A 24,013-nucleotide genomic window follows, 5' to 3' on the forward strand; every position below is an offset into this window, starting at 1 on the left:
ATCTCCTTAATATTTAACTTTAATAATAATTTTGTCTTTATTTGTTAATTGCTCATTAGCAAAAGTAATCTTGTGTAATTCGCCAGGGAAAAATAAAGCAAATGTCCCTTGATTTAATTTAATTTGATTATGATATTGTGGTGCTTTAATGTAGAAGACATCATTAGGTTTAGAAGCACTTAAAATATCTGCTTGGGTATAATGTGGTTGTGGGTCGAAGTAAATTACTTCATCCCCAGCATAATAGACATGAATATCAATGTGTTGGTCATGTAATTCACCATAATTTTCTTCAAATAAGGGGCTAAAATTCCGTTTGACAAGCTTAATGTCATCATTAAACTCATGAATCCCGTATTCATACGTATCAAAATCCGCATTAGCAGCTAATTCTAGTGCTGCTTTAATTGCTGGATTGACTTGATATTTCTTAATATTTGAAAGTTTGTCAAAAATCATTTTTCCTCCTTAAAAATAGCTGGTTAAATTATAAACATTTTTAGCTAGATTGATATAAATATTTTATTTATATCAGTATAAAAAAATCAAGCTAGTAAAAGTATATTTTCTAACTTGATTTAAGATCTTAAACAATTTTAACACGTTTCTTAGTTTCAAATTGATAATCGGTTGCCCATAAAGAACCATTGGCAAAATCCAATTTTATGGCATTTGCAACTTTTCATTTAGAAGCATAATATATTTTTATTCTTTTACCATTAATTATGTAGTAGCATCCAGGATTTGAGCTAAAAGCTCTAATACGATTAAAAGCTTCCTCCAGATCAAAACTTGGATCTAAATAAGCATCTTCTTTATTTAATTTAGGGCTTAGAGAAACTAGTAAAGGATCTTGGACTTCTGGTTTATATTTACCTTGAGCAAAATTAGCAATCCAATTCACAATATTGCTTGCTGCTAGAGATGATAATTTCTCAAACAGTGTATCGCTAGTATCTGTAGGCAAGATATCTAAGCTAGCTTTTACTATCATATCACCTGCATCCATAGCTTTAACCATATACATCAAAGTAATGCCAGTGGTGCTGTCTCCATTTCATAAAGCATATTGAATTGGCGCAGCTCCACGATATTTAGGTAGTAAACTACCATGTACGTTTAAAGCAGCTAAATTGGGTAAAGCCAATACTTTTTCAGGAATAATTTGACCAAAAGCACAAGTTATAAATATGTCGAAATCCATTTCTGCTAATTGATCATAAATTTCAGAAATTTTATTGGGTTGAAAAACTGGTATGTTGTATTTTTGAGCTAATAATTTAGTTGGTGTAGGTTCAAGCTTATATCCACGATTAGCTGGTCTATCAGGCTGAGAAATCAAAGCGATGACATCAAAATTTTTAATAACTTCTTCAAAAACTGGGACAGCAAATTGTGGCGTTCCAGCTAAAACAATTTTTATTTTATCCATAAAGTTCCTTTCTAAACCCCTATAAATGTTTCGACTTTAGTAAGTTCAATAATTAAATGAATGATTTTATCAATCAAAGGTTTTGGAATAGCACTTACTACATTTCCTTTTTTAGTTGCTATTAAGGTTTTGGCTAATGCGCTAAGGGGATAGAATGATCCAAAATAAGTCAATAAATGATTTTGAGCACGATTTTGTAAAACTTTAACTAAAACTGTATCCAAAAATCACTCAGTATAATTTTTTAATCCTATTTCATCAAGAATTAACACAGGCACACGTGAAAGTTCATTGACTAAATATTTAATATCATCATTATTACCGATAAGTTGTTTAACTCATTCATCAAGTTGATTTACATCAATATAAGCTACTGGAATATCATTTAAAGCAAAAGTATTTGCTATAGAAGATAAATATTTAGTGCGATAACTGTTAGCTGGTCCATGGAAATAAACTCCATATAGTAAGTTAGAATTTTGATGTTTTGGTTCTAATGACAACAATATTTCAGCTCGAATCCCAGCTAAATCATAATATAAGTTGTCATTGATATCCAAATCTTGCAAAGTAGTATCATAAAAAGGCGAAGAAATATGTTGTAATAATAAATTATTTAATAAACGAAATCGATTGCCTTTTTCATTATGTGCAAGTTTTTTTTCTATTATAAGTTTATTTTCACTATCACGTTTAAAATCAAACAAATAAGGTGATTGATTAGGATTGATAATTTGATTTTTATAATCAATAAAATAATTAAAGTAATCTCAGATTTCTGAATCTGAGACTTTTAATTTTTTAAATAATTTATTAAGCAATGGATCTTTTTTGACCTGTTTAATTAAGTTTTCTTTATTTATTGGAGCTTCTTTTAAGAAATCAAACGTTTGCATTGGTTTATTGATTGAACTCATAATTAACTCCTTTTACTTTAACATCGATTTAAGAATTTCCTTCTTTTGGAAAATTTTAATATCATAGGTATTTCTGATTTTGCCATCGAAGTAGTTTTCTACTACTGTGAAATCAAGTAAATTCATTTGTAATACTTCATTAATCATACTTCCAGCATGCTTAAATCATTCTTTTAATGGTCTACCTGTGCTTTTAGCTGAATGATAAAATGATAAGAATAAGATTAAGTTAATGATTTTATCATCTTGTACTTTATCTTGTCATTGTTGTAGTGTTGCAACATAACTTGCCTCTAATTCATCATTGATTAATTGTTGGGCAAATTCAATAGAATTTAGCTTTAAAATTGCTTCATATTCATTTGAATACTTGATTTTACCAATTTCTAGTCTAGTAGCTGTTGAGAATGATAGTTTTTCATTTTCAAGGCGACTTTTTCTCATTTCACCAAGACGTAAAACATCTTCAACAAAACTATTTTGAAACATTATTTGTTTTTTATTTGTTTGACTATTATTAGCGAATTCAGTAAAGAAATCTGTAGTAACATCTTCAACATCAAACGCATCTCTATAAGTGGCAGGACGAGTTTTTGCTAGTACCATGTGTTTATAGTTTTCTTCACCTACTTTGTCACGTAATAAGTCAGTAATTAACTGATTTTGTTTAATACCAAAAGCATTCAATGGCTTTTGTAATGAAAAGATCATAATTTTTTTACTGTGGTCAGCGTATGTATTGATAAGACCAGTTGCTTCCAATTGTCTTCTAGCTTTTGACAAAGCAGCCTCATCCATATTTAAAAATACAGTTAAAGATAAAAAGTCATAAGCAAAACGTTTAAATTGGCTATCTCTAACATAATCTAATAAATATTGGTATAAAAAGACTGGGTTAGAACCTAAAAATGGCCCATAAAACTCTCTAAAATTAACTAAATCATCATTTGTGATTTCTGAATTTTTTTCAACTGCGAAATATGAATATTGTAGGTCCATTTTTGCTCCTTTTAACGTAAAAAATATTTGATAGTAATCATATTTTACCTAACTATAGCAAGCTCATGAAGCACTTTTGAAATTTTTTCTATATTATCACGCTTATCCAATGAGATATGCACAACCTTTTTTTTACGAAAAAATTTTTTTATCCCTCAATCATAGGCATTTTGGTTATCTAAAAATTGCAAAGTAAAGTTATCCACACCCTTTTGTTGTAGAAATTTTTGTCTGATATCCTCTGAAATTTGCATATGAAAAATACAGCTAAATAAAGGCGCAAAGTCAACAACATCTGTATATAAAATTGGGATTTCTACAAAATCATATTTATGTTCCAATAAATGCGATTTTAGCTTTAAAAATACCTCTTTTTCTAACTTTTTTAAATTAGTTGAGTCTTGCAAAATTCATTTTTTAATTTTGCTCTTATCTAGTACATTATCTTTAAGTAAAAAAGTGCCAAATTTTTCTGCAATTAATTTAATAAACTCTTTATCTTGGCTATATAAATAACTAACATATTGGTCGCAGTTAAAAGTGCTATATCCTAACTGAGCACATGCAGCTAAAAAGGTGCTTTTGCCGGAAGCCATCCGTCCAACAATTGCTATCATTTGTTTCATTTTTCAATAATTGATCTAAGTTCAAGTTGTTCTAATAATGGTAGAGCATTTCTGATGTTTAATTTTAAAATGTAAGCTTCTTTTTCTGAATTAAAGCTAGCAACATTAGGATTCAATGTTGCCATTTTTAAACAAAATAAAGCATCATTTTTACCTGCAATCAGTTTATTGATTACTCCTTTAGTTAGCTCAGTGCTTCATTTATCCTGTGAAGCATATAAATTAGGAACAGTATGAAATTTCTCGAGAATTGAAATAGCTGTTTTTTCTCCAATTCCTTTTACTCCGGGTAAATTATCACTGCTATCTCCTGCCAATGCTTTATAGTCTGCTACTTGAGATGGTAAAAATCCATAGTTTTCGAAATAGTTTTCATTTGTAAGTAAAGAATATCCGTAATTTTCTTTTTGAATAATACTAATATTTGGTGCAATTAATTGATGCAAATCTTTATCTCTTGAAAAAATAATTTTAGGCTCATTTAAAGCTACTTTTTTACAGTAAGCTGCGACCAAATCATCTGCTTCAAAACCTGGCAATTCTTGTTGTACAACTCCTAAAAGATCTAAAATTTGTTTAATTAAGTTAAATTGAACATAAAGTTCATTAGGTGCCTTAGCACGTCCTGCTTTATATTCATCATATAGTTCATGCCGAAAACTTTTATCTTTTGAGTCAAAAGCAATATATAAATATTGTGGATGATAAAATTCGATTAATTTATTTAATTGATGTAAAAATAAGTTAATTCCATTAGTTGGAGTTCCATTAGAAGCACGCATAATATTATCGGGGTTACCATAATAGGTAGCATAAAATGATTGGAACATTAAGTAATTTCCATCAATTATTAAGTGGGTATTATTTGTTGTTTTCATCTTGAATCTCTTTTCAATCTATAAATGTGTAGTAATTAGCTTTTGATAATTTTAATAATGCAACAATCATGCGTGGTTGAGTGTGATTTAAAATTTCAGTAGCACGAGAAGTAAATCCAAAAGCCATAATACTTTTGCTTTTATCAGTTAATGAAACTCTAGGTCTACCTTTTGCATCTTTTTGGACCTTTGACATAAGACATTTAACTCAAATTGGGCTTAGCCCAACATCAACTATTTGTTTATAACCGGTTGATTCTTGTAATGAATTTAATGCATTATATACATCCCCAAGTAAATTGGCTTCTGATTTCATTTCTTCAATTAAATTAGTAGGTATTAATTCCATTACTATGTCATTAATCCCTTGTGACTTGATGAAATTTAAAAGTAAGTCACTTTTATCACCATCAACTTTTTTATATGAATCTTCAAATAATTTATTAAATGGTAGAGCATATTTATCTTTAGCATTCAATAAAGTATCAATTCCACCAAATTCTCTAAAGGTATTAGATTTAATTAAATTATCTAAAATACTTTCGGAAACATTAGCTATATTTCTAAGCCTTAAATAAGCTTCTAAAAAGCTCTTGTAAGAACCATTTACCTTACGTTCTTCTACTATTTTATGTGCTGCAACAGCACCTAATCCCTTAATCATTACCAAAGGTAAATATAACTGCTCATCAACAATTTCAACAATTTCTGATGAATGATTAATTTCAGGTGAAAATACTTTAATTCCTTGACTTGAAGCATCAGCAACATATTTTTTAATATTTTGTTGATCAGATGATGAATTTGAAATCAATACTTTATAAAAAATAAGAGGGTATTTCACTTTATAATAAGCTAATTTGTAGGCTATAAGAGCATAAGCAACAGCATGGGATTTGTTAAATCCATATGCAGCAAAACGCTCAATATTTGAATATATTTTTTCCAATACTTCTGCCGAAATTCCATTCTTAAGTCCACCAGCAAAAAAATCACTCTTATAACTGTGTAACTTTGTTTCATCTTTTTTAGAAATAGCTCTTCGCAATAAATCTGCTTGAGCAAAAGACATTCCAGCTACTTTTTGAGCAATTTGCATAATTTGCTCTTGATATAAAATTATTCCGAATGTATTTTTTACAATTTCGTCATATGCTGGATGTAATTTTTCGATATTATTAGGATTTAGCTTATTTCTACTGTATGTTGAAATATATTGCATTGGTCCAGGTCTAAAAAGTGAAATAATTGCATAAATATCATCGAAGGAATCGATACGTACTTCTTTAATAGCATTTTGCATACCAGGTGATTCTAATTGAAAAATCCCGTTAGTTAGCAAATTATTTAATAGTTTAGCAACATCTGGATCAATAAACTTACCATAGCTTCTTCCGACTAAATTATCGAATTGATAATTGCTTGGGATAAGGTCTTCTATTTCTTGCAATATTGTTAAGTTTTTCAAACCTAAGAAATCAATTTTAATTAGTCCAAATCTTTCAAGATAATTAAGTGTAAATTGCACTTGCGGCAAGGTGTTGGTGTTATTTGAAACCGGAATAATGTGTTTTATATTTCTATCGCAAATAATTACCCCAGCAGCATGAATTCCAACTTGCCGAGGTAAACCTTCAATTTGACTAGCATATTGATGCAATTTTGGATACATATCTACTAGCATCTTGTATTTTTCATTATTTTCATAAGCTTGTATTAAACTTTCGTCACTGTTTTTTAAAGCATTACAAATCTTATCAACTTCTGGCACTGGAATGGAAAGGTAACGAGCAATATCTCTTAATGAGTTTTTTAATGCTAATGTTTGAAAAACACTAATTAAAGCAACATTATTTTCGCCATATTTATCCTTAATATATTGCAATAATTCATCACGCCGAGTATCTTGAATGTCAATATCGATATCAGGTAATGATACTCTATCGACATTTAAAAATCTTTCAAATAGTAAATCGAATTCAAGAGGATTAATGTCGGTAATTCCTAGTAAATATGAAATTAATGATCCGGATGCTGAGCCCCGTCCTGGACCGATTGCAATCCCTTTATTTTTTGCATAATTAATAATGTCTTGAATGATTAAAAAATAATCTAGAAAACCTAATTTTTTGATGACATTATATTCATAATAAACTCGTTTGGTAACCACATCTTCACCATATGTATAAATTAAATCCAATGCTTTTTTATTAGACATCAAACGAGCTAATTCTTCCTTTACATTTCCTTGAAATTTAGCTAATTTAATACTTTTATCAGGCATTACAACATTGCAACTTTCAGCAATAAATTCGATATTTTTAGCCACTTGAGGATCTATTGCTTTAAAATCGTCTTCATCTAAATATTCAGTGTAAAAGTGTTTCTCGCTTTCTTTTCCTGCAATGCTGTTTAAAATAGGAATTAATTCATTTTGTTCAGTTGTTAATACCTTTTTACATGGTGCATAAACTGTTTGAATTTCTTGAGCAGTCTTAGAATTTAAATAAAAATTATTTAAATAATTTTTGACAGGAATATTTTTATTTTTTAAACCAAGTAATTCATGGTCGATTACAAAAACATCATCATTTTCCAAATCATAGTATGAAATTTCTTCACCACTTGTGCGTTTATAAATTAAATCATTTAAAAATTGGTATCCTTCATTGTTTTTAGCTAGTAAAAAAACGCTAAATCCTTCTTTTAAAGGCAGCTCTAAACCAATTAATGGTTTAATTCCAAAAGCAGCTTGCGCTTCTCAATAATACTGCAAAGCATATAAGTTATCAATATCGGTTAAAGGTAGATACTCCATATCATTTTTCTTGGCAAAGGAAATTAAATCTTTAACTCTGATTGTTGAATTAAGAAATGAGTATTCAGTATTAGTATGTAGATAAATTTTTTTCATGTTTTTATTATATTTTATTTAATACAAAAAAACAATAATAAACCTAAGAAGTTCTATAAATCTTTAATCATAATTTTATATTGAAAATAATTAGAAAATTTTATTTTATAGATTAGAAAATAAAATAGTTATTTTTACTATAACAAATAAAAAAATATTATAAAATTGTAATAATTTTATTATGTAATTTTGCGTATTTGCAAACAAGAAAGGAAATAAAATGAAACAGAGAAAAATTTTAAATTTAATTTTATCTACATCAACATTAGGAATAGCGACGCCATTAATCGCTATTTCTTCATCTACAAATTTAATTATTTCAAATGAATTAGAAACTAGCAAAAATAATTTAAAAGAATATGTTCAATCTTTAAAATTTCAGTTTGGGATTGGAGGATTTAGAAACAGGGATATTCCCGAATTAGAAGAAATGATTAATAATTCTCAATCAACTGATGATTTAGAAATTATTAAACAAAAAATCGATAAATTTTATTCTTATTTAACTAAATATTATTTAGCAGCACAGGGATTGGCTTTTGGGGATCCGTATTATTTTCTTATGTCAAAAAGTGGTTTAAATGATACCACATATAATAAAAATTTATGAGGATGAATAAAGAATATTGATTCATCAGAATATTTCAAAAATAGCTATGCAGATAATGTTCGTCGCTTAATGGCAACATTCTTCTACCCTAATGCAAAAGAAGCGATTTTATGAGATGAAACAGTGCATGAAGAGCAGCAATTCAAAGCTAAATTAAAGTCATGAAGAGATATTTTAAATCCATTACTATATAAAAATGGAAACTGAGGTTCATACAAAAATCTTATACTTCCATTAAAAAATATTAATACAAAACTAGATACTCCAAGCAAGGAAATCGATTTAGAAAGCTATACACATGTTGGACCAATAACCATTATGTTTACAATGTATGCTGCAATGCAAGGAAATATTGGTGGAGCTGGTCATAATTCATATGCTGGTTGAGGAAATAAAGACAGAATTATTAATGGTGTGAATGATTATAAAAATTTAATGAAAGATTTATTTGATCAAATTGGTAGTTTAGACCCTGAAATTTACAAGCGAACAGATTTTTATAAAAATTTAACTTCAGGTCAAAAAAATGTTTTGGAAACAAATGTAATTAATTATTTTAATGTTGTGATAACAGAAACAAAAGATATGAAAAATATCAATACAGGTATTCATACTATCAGACTAAGTAGAGAGGGTTCTGGAAAATTACAAAATTTATTAAACCAGATTTTCGGACCTAACAATGGATCAAATCCAAACATCCAAGCCGAAAGAGCAAGATTAAATACATTGAAAGCTCAAGCAGCTGAAAACTTTTCTCAAGCCAAAAGAACAAATACTGAGGCTTTAAAAGCAATTAAACCTTTGGTAACAGCAGATGTTTTTGACAAGTTATCTAAAGTTGCTGAAGGATTAACTAATGCAGAAGATTTAAATGTTAATACTGAAAACATTAATAATTTAAAAAATCAGTATCAGAATATTGTCGAAACATTCAATTTATATAGTGATAAGAAAAATGAAATTAGATACTTAATTTCAAGTACAGAAAAAAGACAAGCTTTTGATTCAGCATTAGAGAATTTTAAAACCACTTTTTTATCTGAACAAAATTTAGGGAAAATATCTTCAATAGAATTATCACAAATCGAAGAATTAAAGAGAAGTTTAGAATCAGCATATAATGCATTAAATGGTGAACAAAACCAAGCTGTAGCAATTGAAGCTGTTGAAAGTAAAATGAATAATTTTTCTCCTGATGCTTTAGCAACACTTAAGGACAAAATTAAGGGTTTAAATAATTATGAAGATGTTGAGGCTTTTGTTAATAATTCAGAAAACTATAATTCAAAAGCAAATGCAATAATTAACACTTTAAACGAAATAAATGAAGAATTAGCAACAGAAGATATAAATAAACTAATTACAGATCCTGAAGAAAAAGAAAAGGTTCTTGAAACGATAAATAATGCTAAAAAAATAATTTCAAATGATAAGATTAGCTCCACTGAATTAACTCAGTTAGTGAATATTGCTGATTCAATTTCTAGTGCAAAAGAAATTATCGATAACAGTAAATGAAAAATGACTCCTGAAGAAGAAGAGCTATATAGACAATTACAGGAACAAAAAGAACTTGCAAATACTTTATTGTTAAATTCTAATATTGCGCCTAAATTAGCCCAAACTAAAGCGAAATTAGAAGAGTTGAATAACAATTTTGAAGATAATACATATAAAGCGAATGCAGAAAAAATGAATGAATTATTAAATCAATACAAGCAAGCTTTAAATGAAGCGAAAAATGAATATTTAGATTCTCAGTTCGCTAAATTAAATAAATTGTCACTTCCTGAAGAATTAAAAAACACTTACAAGGAAATGTTAAACAGTACACCAATTAATAATTTAGAATCAAGTAATGCAATTATTGATTCAGCATCCGAATCTAATAAGGTTTCTGATTTGGGATATAAATATTTAACTGCTCTAAAAAATATAAAAGAACAACCAAAATATAAATTATCTAGCCCAGAAGTTAAGCAAAAGTATGATGAAATGGTTGATAATTTTTCTACTTATTTATCAACATTATCTCCATCAGCAACAATTGAAGATTTAAATATTAAAAAACGTGAAACATTAAATATTATTAAATTATTAGGCAATGCCCAAATACGTCAAAATGAATTAAATAATAAAATTGATCAATTACCAATTTCAGAGTTGGCAAAAAATGATTTAAAAAGTCAAATTAATAATTTAAATTCATCTTCAGAAGCTGATGAATTTGAGAAAAAGTTAGAAAATATTCAAAACTTTAAAGCAAATAATATTGATAAACAAATTAATTTAACTAATAAACAAAAAGAATTGATTATTAATAAGCTTGCCTTATTGCCTAATGTAAACAATCTTGATCCACTTATAAATGAATCAAACGATTTAAATGAAATAATGGGCCAATATTTAGAAGCAATCTCAAATGCTAAAAATATTAAACAATCTCCACAATATAATGAAGCTGATCCGGAATTGAAATCCAAAGTTGATGAGTTAATTCAGTTGTATGAAAACGAAAATAATCAAAATGGATTAACTGCTTTTGATTATTTGGATATCGCAAGAAATGTTAATGATATTAATAAAAGCCTTAGCAATTTAAATGGAGATGCTAACTTAAAAGAATCAAAAAAACGTGCAATCGAAGAAATTGAAAAAAATCAATATTTAAGTCAAACTTACAAAGAAACGCTTAAAAACAAAGTTAATGATGCTAATTCATCCCAAGATGTTAATGAAATTGTTAATTTAGCCACTCAACTAAATACATTAGCCAACAATCTGGCAGATGCTAAAAAAGAATTAGATATTTTGAAATCAAAAAATATAGAAGTATTATCAGAAGATACAATTCAAAAATATAATTCATTATTAAAAAAATATAATGCTGAATTTTCAGGTCATTCATTAAATGATAATGTCTCAATTGAACAATTACAAGAATTGCAAAAAGAATTAGCAAAAGTTCGTTCAGATATTGAATCTAATATCAATGCTTTTGAAACTAAAAAGCAAGATACATTAAGTTCATTAGAAGAGTTAACCAATTTAACAGAATATCAAAAGAAAAATTTAATTGACCAAATACAAAATTCAAATAATTTTAATAAATTAGCAAACATTTTAGAATTAGGACAAAATTTAGATTCACAAATGTTGCAACTTAAGCAAGCTTATATTAATGCTGATAATTTTGTCACAAATAACGAAATAGATTATAATGAATTGCAAAACTCTGACGCTAAAAATGAATTAAATGATGCATTAACGAAAGCAAAAGTTGTTTTATCAAAGCATGACCTTCAAGATATTGAGCAAGGAAATATTTCGTTAGAAGCTGCTAAAGCATTAACTGATAGTTTGAATGAAAACTTAAATCAAGTAAAAAAAGATACTATAATAAAAAATATTGGTAAAGAACTAAATAAAGTAGCAAACAATTCACCTGTTGAGTTAAAATCTAAAAAAGCAGATATTTTAAATAAAATTAATGCTGCTTTAACTGAAGAAGAACTAAATACTTTACATCAAGAAGCAAAAAATGCAGTTGTTTTAGAGCCTTTATATGCAGAAATGGAAAATGCTAATAAAATAAACGATAAATCATCAGAATTAGAAACTGAATTAAAAAATGCAGTCAACATATTAACTAATTTACAATCAGCCAATACATTACCTGAAAATACAGAAGTAAATAATGAAGTTAAAAAATTGCAAAATGCAATTAAATTTGATAATTTAAGCGTTTTAATTAAAGAAGCAGAACAAATTAAAGTTTCTTCTGAAAAATTAAAAGAACAATTAGCGAACAGCAAATCAATATATGATAATAAAACTGACTCACAGTATGATTCGACTATAGAAGCCTTAAAAAATGCTATTTTAATGAATACATTGAATAAAGCTATCGAGGAAGCAGAAGAGGAAAATAAAGTTTTAAATAATTTAGAACTTACTAATGCGATACAGAATGCTATAAATGTTGAACCAAATCAATTATCAAAGCAAAAAATTGATGAAATGGCTCAAAATCTTAGAGATTTAATTCAAGAAACTAAAATTAAAACACAAGCAAAACAAAATTTAAATTCCTTGTTAAATGAAGTAAATGAAATTAATCCTAAATCCGAATATTTAACAAATATTATAAAAAATTCTCAATCAATTTATGATGATAGCAACGCTACTAGCGAACAAATAAACAATGCTATTAGCCAATTAAAATTTACTTCTGTTTTAAATGAATTAATTGTAACTAACAGAAAATCACAAGAATTAGTTTCTGAAGATGAACGTCAAGAAATGTTGAAAAATCAAATTTCTAATAATGACAAAATTATTTCACAATGAACACAGAATATTAATACATTAAATTTAGATAATGAACAAAATAGTTTGCAATCTTTAAAAGAAATTATTAAAAATAATGTTGTTAAAACATATAATGAAACAAATACTAATTCATTGTATAAATACGCTAATGACTTAAAGCAATCCATAAATAAACCATTAGATGAATCAGATTCCTTGCCATTTTATAATAATTTCATTAAAAATCAAAAATTATTAGAAAGCCAAATTAGTGATGTTGTTAATGCTAAAGAATTTCAATTAGACCAAAGTACAAATTCAAGTTTTAATAAATTAAAAGAATATTTAAATGCTAATGCATCATACTTTAATATGGCTTCATTAATTAATGGCCTAAATGATGATCAAACAGAATTATCTCTTGAATACAAAAATGCTGTAGCTGATGCAAAATTAATTATTCAGCAATATAATGACAATTTAATAATTGATTCAAAAACAAATTCATTAGATAGTGACTACAACAATATTCTAGCTGAACTAAAACAGGAAAATCTGAGAGATAAAAATAATCAAGGTTCTAATTTAATTAATCAAGCTTATAAAAATTTAAAAAATGCGCAAAAGAAGAATTTTTTAGGTGTATCGCTTGATGAAGCAAGTACATTAGTTGATTTATTGAATACAGATGATTTCATTCATCCTTTACCAGAAGATCTTTCGATTGAACAACGTTTAAATAATTTGAAAGTAGCTAAAGAAAACGCTTTAAAGATATATCAAAACAATGATTTATCTTCTAAAGAATATAATAAAGCTGCTGAAGAGTTAAACAAAATCAATTTAGAAGCTAAAAAACTTCTTTCAGAGTTAAAAGAAATGATGAATTCATTAATCGAGCAAGCTAACTTAGTTGATCCTGCTTCATCTGAACTAACTAAGAAAATTCAAGAAGCTAAAAAAACAATTTCTGGTGTTAATGTTAGGTCAGCAGATATTGTTAATAGTTACTTTTTACTGCAAAGAGAAATTGATAAAAATAAATTATCTAATGCTATTAATAACTTACCTGATGAAATTAAAAAATCACAGTCCTTTAATGAAATTAGTTTAAACCCAGCCAATGATGTGCTTGCTGATTCTGAGGCAACAAGCTTAGACTACAGAGAAGCTTTAAATAAATTAGAAGCTAATATGAAAAAAGAAAACCTTTTTAAGGCATATGATAAAATCGAAAATACTTCTCAACCTATGATGGAAAAAACTAAACAAGTTATTTCTGAATCTTTAGGTTTATTAAGAGATCAGAATAATCAATATTCTGAAGAAGATGTTGATTTCTTTAATGAGCAAGCTTATAAACTAGAACAAGTTTTAGCAAATAACAATTTAAATAATGCAATTAAGTTAGTTGAAAAATACAATGGGATTCTTTCTCAACCATTGGGACAAATTTATAATCAAGCAAAAGAATTAGAAAAAACTTTAGAAACTAATGATCCAATAATAACTCAAGATGTAACTGATAAATTACTTTCTGCATATAATAAAAATGCATTAGTAAACCAAATTAATGATGCAAATAATTTATTTAATAAATTCAGTTTACTTGAAGGTCAAAATGATAATTCAATTACAGCAGAAATGCGTGAGTTAATTTCAAAAGCATTGGAAAGTGCTAATACAGCATTATCTCAAAATAATCAAGATGAAAAATATTATGAATCAGCCGCAAAAGCATTAAAAGATGCAATTGAAGAACCGAAAAATATTTTTAAATCACAACTTACTTCCTTAAATGATTTATTTACAAATATTAATCAATCAATTAATAATAATCAAGTTAAACCTTCAGAAAAATTAAAAAATAAAATAGTTTCTTTAATTCAAAACTCTCAAAATAATATTATTGGAAATGATTTAAATTATTTAGATGTAGTTGAAACTGTAAAAGAATTACAAGATTTAATAAGAAAAAACGATTTGCAAAACTCATATGATCAAGGCATAAAAGTAGCAAATGATTTACCACAATTTACTAATGAAATTTATAATGCTTCAAGCAAAATGTTACATCAAGATAATCTTGAACAAAATGCTATTGATAAACAAAATAAATTACAAAAATTAGCAAATTACGTTGCAAAAGTGATAAATGAAAAAATTGCTAAGCTAATAAGCTTAAATAATGCACAAAAAGCTTTGGTTTATAAAGAAATAAAAGAAGTATTAGACAACCCTGAATCATTAGAAGAATTAGCAAATGCAAATGCAGAAATTGATATTATTGTTAATAAGGCTAATGAGTTAAATACAAATATGAAAGAGTTGAATGCATTTGTAGATAATATAGATTCAAGTTTAACTAATAGACCATTTAGTTCTATAAACTTTACTTATGCTGATCCAGATAAACAATCAGCTTATGAACAAATACTTGAAAAGGCTCGAAAAGTTTTAAACAAAAATGATGGTATTGTAATAAATAATAATGATCCTATGGATATAGCTACATATTTATCAGACTTAAAAATAGCATTAAATGATATTAATGGGACACAAAATTTTGAAAATATTAAAACAAAAGCTAATAATGAACTAAATATTTATAATGAATTATTAAATTCAAACAGTTTATTTAATGCACCAACTAATTTACAAGAAAAGTTTAAAGAGATTTTAAGCCAATCTAAAGAAAAATATGAAGTTGTTAATACAATGCAAAGTGCTGTTGACAAAATTCATACTGATAATTTGGAAAAAGATTTAAATAAATTAGCTCTTTTAGCTAATGAAATAAATAAATTTAGTAAAAAAGAACATTTTGTTTTAAATAATAAAGTTCCACAAATTGATAATGAAATTGCTAAATTAAATAATTTATCAGGTGAAGCTAAAGAAAACATTCGAAATTCTTACAATAATGCTAAAACATTTGAAGAAGCAGTAAAAGTATTAGAAGAAGCAACAAAAAATAATAATACTATCGAGAATGATTTAAATAATTTAAGAAATAATTTAATTGATAAAATTAATAAAGCACCAAAAATTTCATATTCTGAAATTAATCAATTAAAAGAGCAATTAGGTCAAATAGACCCTAATGTAGCAGATGCAATTTTATCGGATATTAATAAAATTATTTTTGGACTAGAGCAATTTATGAGTTTAAATGATGCTTTAAACAAATATAAAGCAAGTTCAATTAAAGATAAAAATTATCCAAAATTATTAAATGAATTACAAACTCTAATTAATGGAATTCATTTTGACATAAACCTATTTAATTCTCAAGATAAAAATGCTGTTGAATCGCTTTCATCCAAAATAATAAAAGAGCAAAAAAATGGGCAAGCATTAATTAATATTGTAGATTCTTTAAGCGATAATGATTTTGAAAAATTTAAGCAAAGTGTAAATGAATTAAATAAACAAAGCAATAATAAATATGCTGATTTTGAAAATATAATTTTAGAAAATAAATATTTTGATATCTTAAATACTTCAGCAAGTAGTTTAAAATCAAAAGATATTAATGCATTAAAAAATATTATTCAATCTCCAGCGATGAAAAACATTGATAATGTAATTAGAAGTGCAATAATTCAAGACATTAAAGCTGCTAGTGTTTCATTACCATGATGAGCATATATTGCTATTATGGGAACAATTTTATGATTAATAGGTATAACATTATTATTCACTAACAAGAACAAATAATTTAAAAGAGCAGGCATAAAGCTTGCTTTTTTGTGTTTTTTTAAAAAATAATAATTTGATTATCGATTTAAATCTTATTTATTAAATTTTTAAATATAATTTGATAAACTTTAAATATTATATTTAAGGAGTGGAAATGAATCAAACATTTAAAGAAAGAATTATCAAATATATGGAAATTGAAGCAATGTCAAGATATGAAGAACCTGTTGCTGATGAATTGAGAAAAAATATTACAGGTTATGAAGTATCACGTGATAAAATGGGCTCAATTATTTTCCATAAACCTTCTAAAAATCCTAATGCACCTAAAGTAATGGTTGCTGCTCATATGGATGAAGTTGGTTATATTGTTCGTAGAATTGATAAGTCAGGACAAATTTTACTTAGCCCAATTGGTGGAATTTGAGCAAACACAGTGATCGGAACTAAAGCTAAGCTAATTACAAGCAAAAAAACATATTTAGGAGTATTTGGTCATACTTCAATTCACATCATGGAAAGAGACAAAATTTCAAAAGCTATTTCTAATGATGATTTATATGCTGATTTTGGTTTCAGATCTGAACAAGAAGCCATTGAAGCTGGTGTAGAGATTGGTAACCAAGTTCGTATGAGTGGAGAAACAATTATTTTTGATAATGAAGATTTAATTGGCGGAAAAGCAATGGATAATCGTGCAGGAGTTGCTGTATTTGAACGTATTGCACAAAGCGTTGCTAATGCTGATTTAGACTGTGACTTATACATGGTTGGTACTGTACAAGAAGAAGTTGGGACTAGAGGTGCTAAAACTTCAGTATCAATAGTAAATCCTGATATCGCAATTGCATTGGATACTACTTCATCACACGATACAATTGGAACAATTCCTGGCACAACAGCTTTATTTAAAGGAGCTGCATTAAGAATTAAAGATGGCGGAAACTTAATGGACACAGGTCTTATTTCACAAATGGAAGAAGTAGCAAAAAAACACAATATTCCTGCTTATAAATTTGTATCAATGGGCGGTGGAACAGATGCTCATGAATTACAATATGCACGTGGTGGAGCTGCTACTTTAACAATTTCATTACCACAAAGATATTTACATTCACCAATTGGTGTTTGCGCAATATCTGATTTATTAGCTGCTAGTGACTTAATCTCTAATTTTATATTAGAGTTTAATTCAGAAAAATATGATAAAATAAAATACAAATAAAGCAATATAGGAGGTGAATATGGTCAATATGACAACAGGCGCTTTTGTTGGAATGATTATTGGTGTTGTGCTTTTAGTTGGTATCGCTGTTGCGTTAGTTACATTTTTTGTTACTAAAAGAATCTTTGAAAAACAACTAAGAGAAAACCCACCTATTAATGAAAAAATGATTCGTATCATGTTTAAACAAATGGGAAGAACAGCAAGCGAATCACAAATTAGACAAATTATGAAGTCTATGAATGATGCTAAAAATAAATAAATTCAATAAATCATATTAATTCACTTTAAAGTGAATTTTTATATATCTAAAAGCAAGTGAAAAAAAGAATTTTTTGTCATTTTCTTTGCTCATAATTGAAAAAATAGTTTTTAAATACAAGATAAAACTATTGTAAATACTTTTGTGCCTATAAAATAGGGTAAAAAAATATAAAAGCGCATTATTATTCATTTTAACTGAATTTATATTTTTATATAAATTTAATATAATCATTTTATAGACTAAATTAGGAGTACGATGAAGCGACTGAAATATAACTTAAAAAGCAAATTAGTAAATTCTAAGTTTATTAAAAGTATAATGCGTTTTTGACGCTGAAAATCGAATGTTTCAAAATTAAAATATTTATTATTTGTTTATTTTTTAATTGTTTTAATTTCTAGCTTATTGCTATTTTCGCCATGAGCACAAAATCAATCAGCAAATAGAATCTCTTATATTGATGCTGTATTTACTACTGCTTCTGCTTTTAGCGATACTGGGTTAGTCGTTGCCGATACCTTCCAACAATGAAATGATTTTGGGCAAGCAATTATTGCAATATTAATTTTATCTGGTGGTATCGGAATATTTGCTTTAAAATTCTTTATTATCAATTTTATTTTCCGCAAAAAATCCTCCTCTCTTGGTGAAATTAAGTTAATCCAAAGTGAACGTGGAGGAACTGATATTGCTAAAATCACTCAAATTATTATTTCTTCAATAAAATTCCTTTTTATATCTATTTTTGTTTTTAGTATTGCATTAACAATTTATTTTTATTTTGCTTCGCCAATTCATACAAATGGAATTGATTTAATGTTATCTAATGGGTTAAGACCTAATGATCCTGATTACATCAAAAACATGAATCAGAATTTTATTTCACCACAAGGAAATTTCCTCTTATCTTTAAAATTTGGAATTTTCCACACTATTTCAGCAATTAATAATGCTGGATTTGATATTATGTCTTCATCAAGTTTGATGCCATATTATCAAAATTATTTCCTACAAATTTGTTTTATTATTTTGCTAGTAATCGGGGGAATAGGATACCCAGCAATTTACGATTTAACTTGCTTTATTAAGCATAAAATCAGAAGAGAAAAAGCACCATATCATTTCTCGGTTTTTACAAAAATTTCATTAGTAACATATGTTTTAGTTTTTATTGTAGGTTTCTTAATTTCAATTGGATTTGAAGCCAGTTCACAAAATGCTTATGCTTTATGAAACCAATATTACATACCTGAAAATTTAAAACATGCAAATGGTCAGATATATACAACAAATGACATGTATATTTTCCACACTCAATATGTTGAGTGATTTAAAAATGGTCATCATTTAGAACAACTTAGTGATCCAAAATATGCATTACTAAACCAACAAAGATGAATTTTTGAAAATGGTCAATTATATGGAAATTGATTTGACAAAACTTTTGCGACACTCTTTACCTCACTTTCAACCCGAAGTGCAGGATTTGCAACCGTTAATATCAAACACTTTACACAAGGATCTACTTTTACTTTTATTTTCATGATGATTATTGGATCTGCTCCAGCCTCAACTGGTGGTGGAATTAGAACAACAACATTTGCTCTAATTATTATGGGAATTGTGCGGGTATTGTTTGGATTGCCTCGAGTAAGAATGTTTAAACGTTCAATCAATCAAGATACAGTTAATATGTCATCACAAGTTTTAGCAATTGCTTTTATTTTAATTGTTATCGCTTCATTAGTTTTATTCTCATCATTTAAAGATTATGGTGGGCAAATTCAAACACTTTCAAATACAAATAATGCAAATGAAATTTATACAACCCAAAACATTATTTTTGAAGTCGCTAGTGCTTTCGGGACAACTGGACTAACTTCTGGAATTACTAAAAGTTTAAACACTGTTTCTAAATTAGCATTAATACTCGTTATGTTTATTGGGCAATTTGGAATTTCTTCAACGTTACTTGTTTGAAAACGTAAGAAAAACTGAAAACGTACATTTGAATACGTCGACGCCGACGTTGCGATTGGATAGGAGAATATATGAAATTAAATTATAAAAATGATATTGTAGTTATTGGTACCGGTCGTTTTGGCCAAGCAGTAATAGAACAATTGATCAAAATGGAAAAAAGCGTTTTTGTTTTAGATAAAGACCAAGAGACAGCTAAATTATTTGCAGATGAAGTAGATCGTATTGTTATCGGAGATGCTGCAGACACAAGAACATTAAAATCACTTGGTATTGATCAAGCAGAAACAGTTGTTGTTGCTGTTTCAGATAACATTGAAATTGTTGCTGCTTTATTAGAATTAAAAGTTAAAAATATTATTGCTCGTGCTACTTCTAAGCGTCATGCTAGAGTGCTAAAACAAATTGGTGTAGATGTTATTATTAGACCTGAATATGAATCAGGAATTAGAGCAGCCCTTATTGCAACAAACCGTAATTTCATTCGTTATTCTCAAAATTTACAAGAAATTGGCGGAAATTTTGTTATAGGATCAACTAAAGTTAATAATAATGAACTTGAAAACAAACAAATTAAAGATCTGCATTTATCTCAAATGGGTATTACAATTGTATTAATTAAAACAGGTAATACATTTAAACGTGCTACTGGTGATACTGTTATTCAAAAAGATGATATTATCACAATTATTGGTGAAGTTGGAAATGTTACAAATGCACTAGAATGATTAAATGATAAAGAAGATGTAACGGAAGAAAACAAATAATTAAATTTCTAATACTTCGGTATTAGATTTTTTTATTTTTACCTCTATTATATAGGGTTGAAAACTCAAGTAGCTTATTAGGTAAAAGTACAAAAATCTATATAATTTAATTAATTATATTAATTAAATTATGAGGTAAAACATGAATGATAAAGATAAAATCTTAGTAAATGATAATGAAGAAGAAAAAGTAAAAATTCAAGATGATACAGAGTTTGAATATGAAGAAAACAACACAATGATTTTTAGAAAGAAAAAGCCTGTAGTTATTGAAGAAGAGGAAGAGGAAATTCCTCAAGAAAACGAAGAATATGTTGTTACATCACAAATTATTACTGAACCAACTGATGGTCTACATCCAGTAGTAATCGATAATGAAATGAAACAATCATTCCTTGAATACTCAATGAGTGTTATTGTTTCTCGTGCTTTACCAGATGCAAGAGATGGATTAAAACCTGTACATCGTAGAATTTTATATGATATGAGTGAGCTAGGAATTACTCCAGGTAGTCAACACCGTAAGTCAGCTCGTATCGTTGGGGATGTACTTGGTAAGTACCACCCACATGGTGATTCTTCAGTTTATGAAGCAATGGTTAGAATGGCGCAAGATTTCTCAATGCGTTATCCATTAGTAGATGGACACGGAAACTTCGGATCAATTGATGGTGATGCTGCAGCTGCGATGCGTTATACTGAAGCTAGAATGGCTAAAATAGCAGTTGAAATGCTTGATGGAATTAAGAAAGATACTGTAGATTTTGTCGATAACTATGATGGTAGCGAACAAGAGCCTACAGTGCTTCCATGTCGTTTTCCTAACTTACTTGTTTCAGGTTCTTCGGGTATTGCTGTTGGTATGGCAACAGAAATACCTCCACACAACCTTGGAGAAACCATTGATGCTACAATTGCACTCGCTAAAAACCCTGAAATTACAGTCAAAGAATTAATGCAATATATTAAAGGACCAGATTTCCCTACCGGAGCGATTATTTTAGGTACTAAAGGTATTTTAGAAGCTTATGAAACAGGTAGAGGAAGTATACCAGTACGTTCTAAGTGTGAAGTAATTGAACAAAGTAATGGAAAAAGCAAGATTATTATTCGTGAAATTCCTTACGCAATTAAGAAAACTACTATTATTGAAAAAATTGCTGAATTACACAAAACTAAAGTTATCGAAGGAATTGTTGACTTAAGAGATGAATCTAATCGTGAAGGTATTAGACTTGTTATTGATGTTAAAAAAGGAGTAAATCCTCATATTTTACTTAATAAGCTATACCAAAAATCAAATATCCAAACTACATTTAATTTTAACTTAGTTGCTATTGTTAATAATGAACCAAAAACTTTAAACTTAAAACAAGCTTTAGAAGTCTTTATTGATCACCAAAAAGAAGTAGTAACTCGTAGATTAAAATTTGACTTAAATAAAGCTGAAGAAAGAGCTCACATCTTAGATGGATTAAAAATTGCTGTTTCTAATATTGATGAAGTTGTGGCAATTATTAAGAAATCTAAGACAGATGCAGATGCACAACAAGCTTTAGGTCAAAGATTTGGTTTAAGTGAAAAACAAACAAAAGCTATTTTAGAGATGCGCTTAAGTCGTCTTACAGGTTTAAGTATTGAAAAGATGGATGCAGAAATCACTGAACTACAAGTTGAAATAGCTCATTACAAAGATATCTTATCATCCGAAACTAAACTTATTGATGAAATAGTGCTCGAATTACAAGAAGTTAAAGAAAAATACAATGATGAAAGAAGAACTGTAATTGATGCTTCTGCTGTTGGTTCAATTTCGGATGAAGATTTAATTCCTGAAAGAGAAATTGTTATTACAATGTCTTCAAAAGGCTATGTAAAACGTATGGATCTAGATGAATACAACACTCAACGTCGTGGCGGAATGGGTTCAGTTTCAATGAAGACTTATGACGATGATGATATAGCAATGATTATTCATGCTTCAACTCATACAGACTTATTACTATTTTCAAACTATGGAAAAGTATATAGCCTTAGAGGACACCAAATCCCTGAAGGTTCTAAACAATCAAAAGGATTACCGTTTATCAATATTATTCAAGGGCTTGATACTGAAAATGGTGAAAAGATCGTTTCAATTTTAGATATTGATTCTTATGCTGATAATCAATATTTAGTAACTGTAACTAAACAAGGTATGTTTAAAAAGTCTGAACTTAACTTATTTAGCAACATTAGAAGAAATGGACTAATTGCATTTAAACTACGTGAAGGTGACCAATTAGTAAGAGCTTTTGTAATTGGTGAAAATGATGCTGTTTTACTAGCTAATAATGTTAAAAATATCGTAATGTTTAAATCAGATGATGTTAGACCACTTGGACGTTCTTCTTTAGGAGTTAAAGGTATTTCGCTAGCTCCTGGTCAAGAAGTAATTTCAGCTTCTGCAGACAATGAAGGGGATTATGTTCTAACACTTGGAGAAAAAGGATTTGGAAAATTAACTTCTAAAGATCAATTTAGACTAACTAACCGTGGTGTTAAAGGGGTAACTGGAATTAATGCAGAAAAAGCCGGAAAATTAGTTTTTGCTCGCTTTGTTAACCCAAGTGATGAATTACTAGTTATTACTTCTTCAGGTGTTACAATTCGTACTCAAGTTGATCAAATTTCAGAGGCTTCACGTAACACTAAAGGGGTTAAAATCATTAACCTCAAAGATGGTGATAGTATTGTTGATGTTGAAGTTATCAAACAATAATTTAAGTAATTGTAAGCTTATGCCTATGGCATAGGCTTTTTTATTTAAAAACCCAGCACTGATAGGTGCTGAGCTTTACTTTTATGATAACAAACCAATTACTAAGCTTGTTATTTTGAGTTTATAATTAATTTCACTTTTCTGTAGGCTTGTTAATTAGTTTTGGTGTGTTTTCAAATGCATTATATTCTTTATACTCTAATTTAGGAAAATTTGCTTTTACTAAATTAGTTGCTCCAGCAAAAGATTCGTATCCAATTTTGGTTACATTAGGGAATGATGCTGAGGTAATATTTTGATTGTTTTTAAACACTCCAGCTGCAATGCTGGTGACACTATCATCAGCAATATCACCACTAGCATTAGATCATTTAATTAACTTACCACCCGCTACTATTTTATTTGTGAGTTTAGGGGTGTTTTCAAAAGCTCGATACCCTACTTGCTCCAATTTTGACATATTGACCAATGTCAAGTTTATTGCACCTTTAAATGTTTCATTTTCAATACTTATAACATTAGGAAATGAAACTGACACTAAGTTTATTGCACCTTCGAATGCATTTTTTTCAATACTTGTAACATTAGGGAATGATGCTGAGGTAATATTTTGATTGTTTTTA

14 protein-coding genes are annotated in these 24,013 nt (G+C 27.9%); 6 read left to right on the plus strand and 8 right to left on the minus strand.

Annotated features, from left to right (window positions below):
* Window positions 1–6: 6 nt before the first annotated feature.
* From ACNQ12_RS02995 to dnaE, 7 genes are all read right to left on the minus strand, one after another.
* Window positions 7–459 carry a NanQ anomerase/TabA/YiaL family protein gene (locus ACNQ12_RS02995; RefSeq protein WP_416754123.1) on the minus strand — a complete coding sequence of 151 codons (453 nt, stop codon included), beginning with the start codon at window positions 457–459 and terminating at the stop codon, window positions 7–9.
* A 127-nt stretch (window positions 460–586) separates the two neighbouring features.
* Window positions 587–1,432, minus strand: a complete 846-nt coding sequence (gene fmt, locus ACNQ12_RS03000; RefSeq protein WP_418037194.1) for a methionyl-tRNA formyltransferase — start codon at window positions 1,430–1,432, stop codon at window positions 587–589.
* A gap of 11 nt (window positions 1,433–1,443) precedes the next feature.
* Window positions 1,444–2,349, minus strand: a complete 906-nt coding sequence (locus tag ACNQ12_RS03005) for a hypothetical protein (protein WP_418019126.1) — start codon at window positions 2,347–2,349, stop codon at window positions 1,444–1,446.
* A 12-nt stretch (window positions 2,350–2,361) separates the two neighbouring features.
* Complete coding sequence (locus ACNQ12_RS03010; RefSeq protein ID WP_416754118.1) at window positions 2,362–3,348, minus strand: replication initiation and membrane attachment family protein; 987 nt, start codon at window positions 3,346–3,348, stop codon at window positions 2,362–2,364.
* 44 nt (window positions 3,349–3,392) lie between these two features.
* The gene (locus ACNQ12_RS03015) at window positions 3,393–3,944 is read right to left on the minus strand and encodes a dephospho-CoA kinase (protein WP_418019127.1); all 552 of its coding nucleotides are present in this window, start codon (window positions 3,942–3,944) and stop codon (window positions 3,393–3,395) included.
* A gap of 14 nt (window positions 3,945–3,958) precedes the next feature.
* On the minus strand, window positions 3,959–4,852 hold the full coding sequence (locus ACNQ12_RS03020) for a 5'-3' exonuclease (RefSeq protein WP_418037197.1): 894 nt from the start codon (window positions 4,850–4,852) through the stop codon (window positions 3,959–3,961).
* On the minus strand, window positions 4,836–7,766 hold the full coding sequence (gene dnaE / locus ACNQ12_RS03025; RefSeq protein WP_418037198.1) for a DNA polymerase III subunit alpha: 2,931 nt from the start codon (window positions 7,764–7,766) through the stop codon (window positions 4,836–4,838). Before dnaE ends, ACNQ12_RS03020 begins: the two co-directional genes overlap by 17 nt.
* Before the next feature lie 220 nt (window positions 7,767–7,986).
* Here dnaE and ACNQ12_RS03030 point away from each other — a divergent pair, with 220 nt between their 5' ends.
* From ACNQ12_RS03030 to gyrA, 6 genes are all read left to right on the plus strand, one after another.
* The gene (locus tag ACNQ12_RS03030; RefSeq protein WP_418037200.1) at window positions 7,987–16,410 is read left to right on the plus strand and encodes a hypothetical protein; all 8,424 of its coding nucleotides are present in this window, start codon (window positions 7,987–7,989) and stop codon (window positions 16,408–16,410) included.
* A gap of 136 nt (window positions 16,411–16,546) precedes the next feature.
* Window positions 16,547–17,617 (plus strand): M42 family metallopeptidase, encoded by a 1,071-nt coding sequence (locus ACNQ12_RS03035; RefSeq protein ID WP_418019131.1) that lies wholly within the window; start codon window positions 16,547–16,549, stop codon window positions 17,615–17,617.
* A gap of 19 nt (window positions 17,618–17,636) precedes the next feature.
* Window positions 17,637–17,879, plus strand: coding sequence for a YneF family protein (locus ACNQ12_RS03040; RefSeq protein WP_416754108.1), 243 nt, complete (start codon window positions 17,637–17,639; stop codon window positions 17,877–17,879).
* A gap of 258 nt (window positions 17,880–18,137) precedes the next feature.
* Window positions 18,138–19,925 carry a TrkH family potassium uptake protein gene (locus ACNQ12_RS03045; protein ID WP_416754106.1) on the plus strand — a complete coding sequence of 596 codons (1,788 nt, stop codon included), beginning with the start codon at window positions 18,138–18,140 and terminating at the stop codon, window positions 19,923–19,925.
* An 8-nt stretch (window positions 19,926–19,933) separates the two neighbouring features.
* Complete coding sequence (locus ACNQ12_RS03050; protein WP_416754105.1) at window positions 19,934–20,629, plus strand: potassium channel family protein; 696 nt, start codon at window positions 19,934–19,936, stop codon at window positions 20,627–20,629.
* Window positions 20,630–20,771: 142 nt separating this feature from the next.
* Entirely contained in the window at window positions 20,772–23,390 is a 2,619-nt protein-coding gene (gyrA, locus tag ACNQ12_RS03055) for a DNA gyrase subunit A (protein ID WP_418019132.1), read from the plus strand.
* 127 nt (window positions 23,391–23,517) lie between these two features.
* Here gyrA and ACNQ12_RS03060 read toward each other — a convergent pair.
* On the minus strand, window positions 23,518–24,013 hold a 496-nt coding region (locus ACNQ12_RS03060; protein ID WP_418042148.1), incomplete at its 5' end, for a leucine-rich repeat protein.

This window comes from Mycoplasma paraquilae, assembly GCF_048284415.1.
Lineage (GTDB): Bacteria > Bacillota_I > Bacilli_A > Mycoplasmatales > Metamycoplasmataceae > Mycoplasmopsis.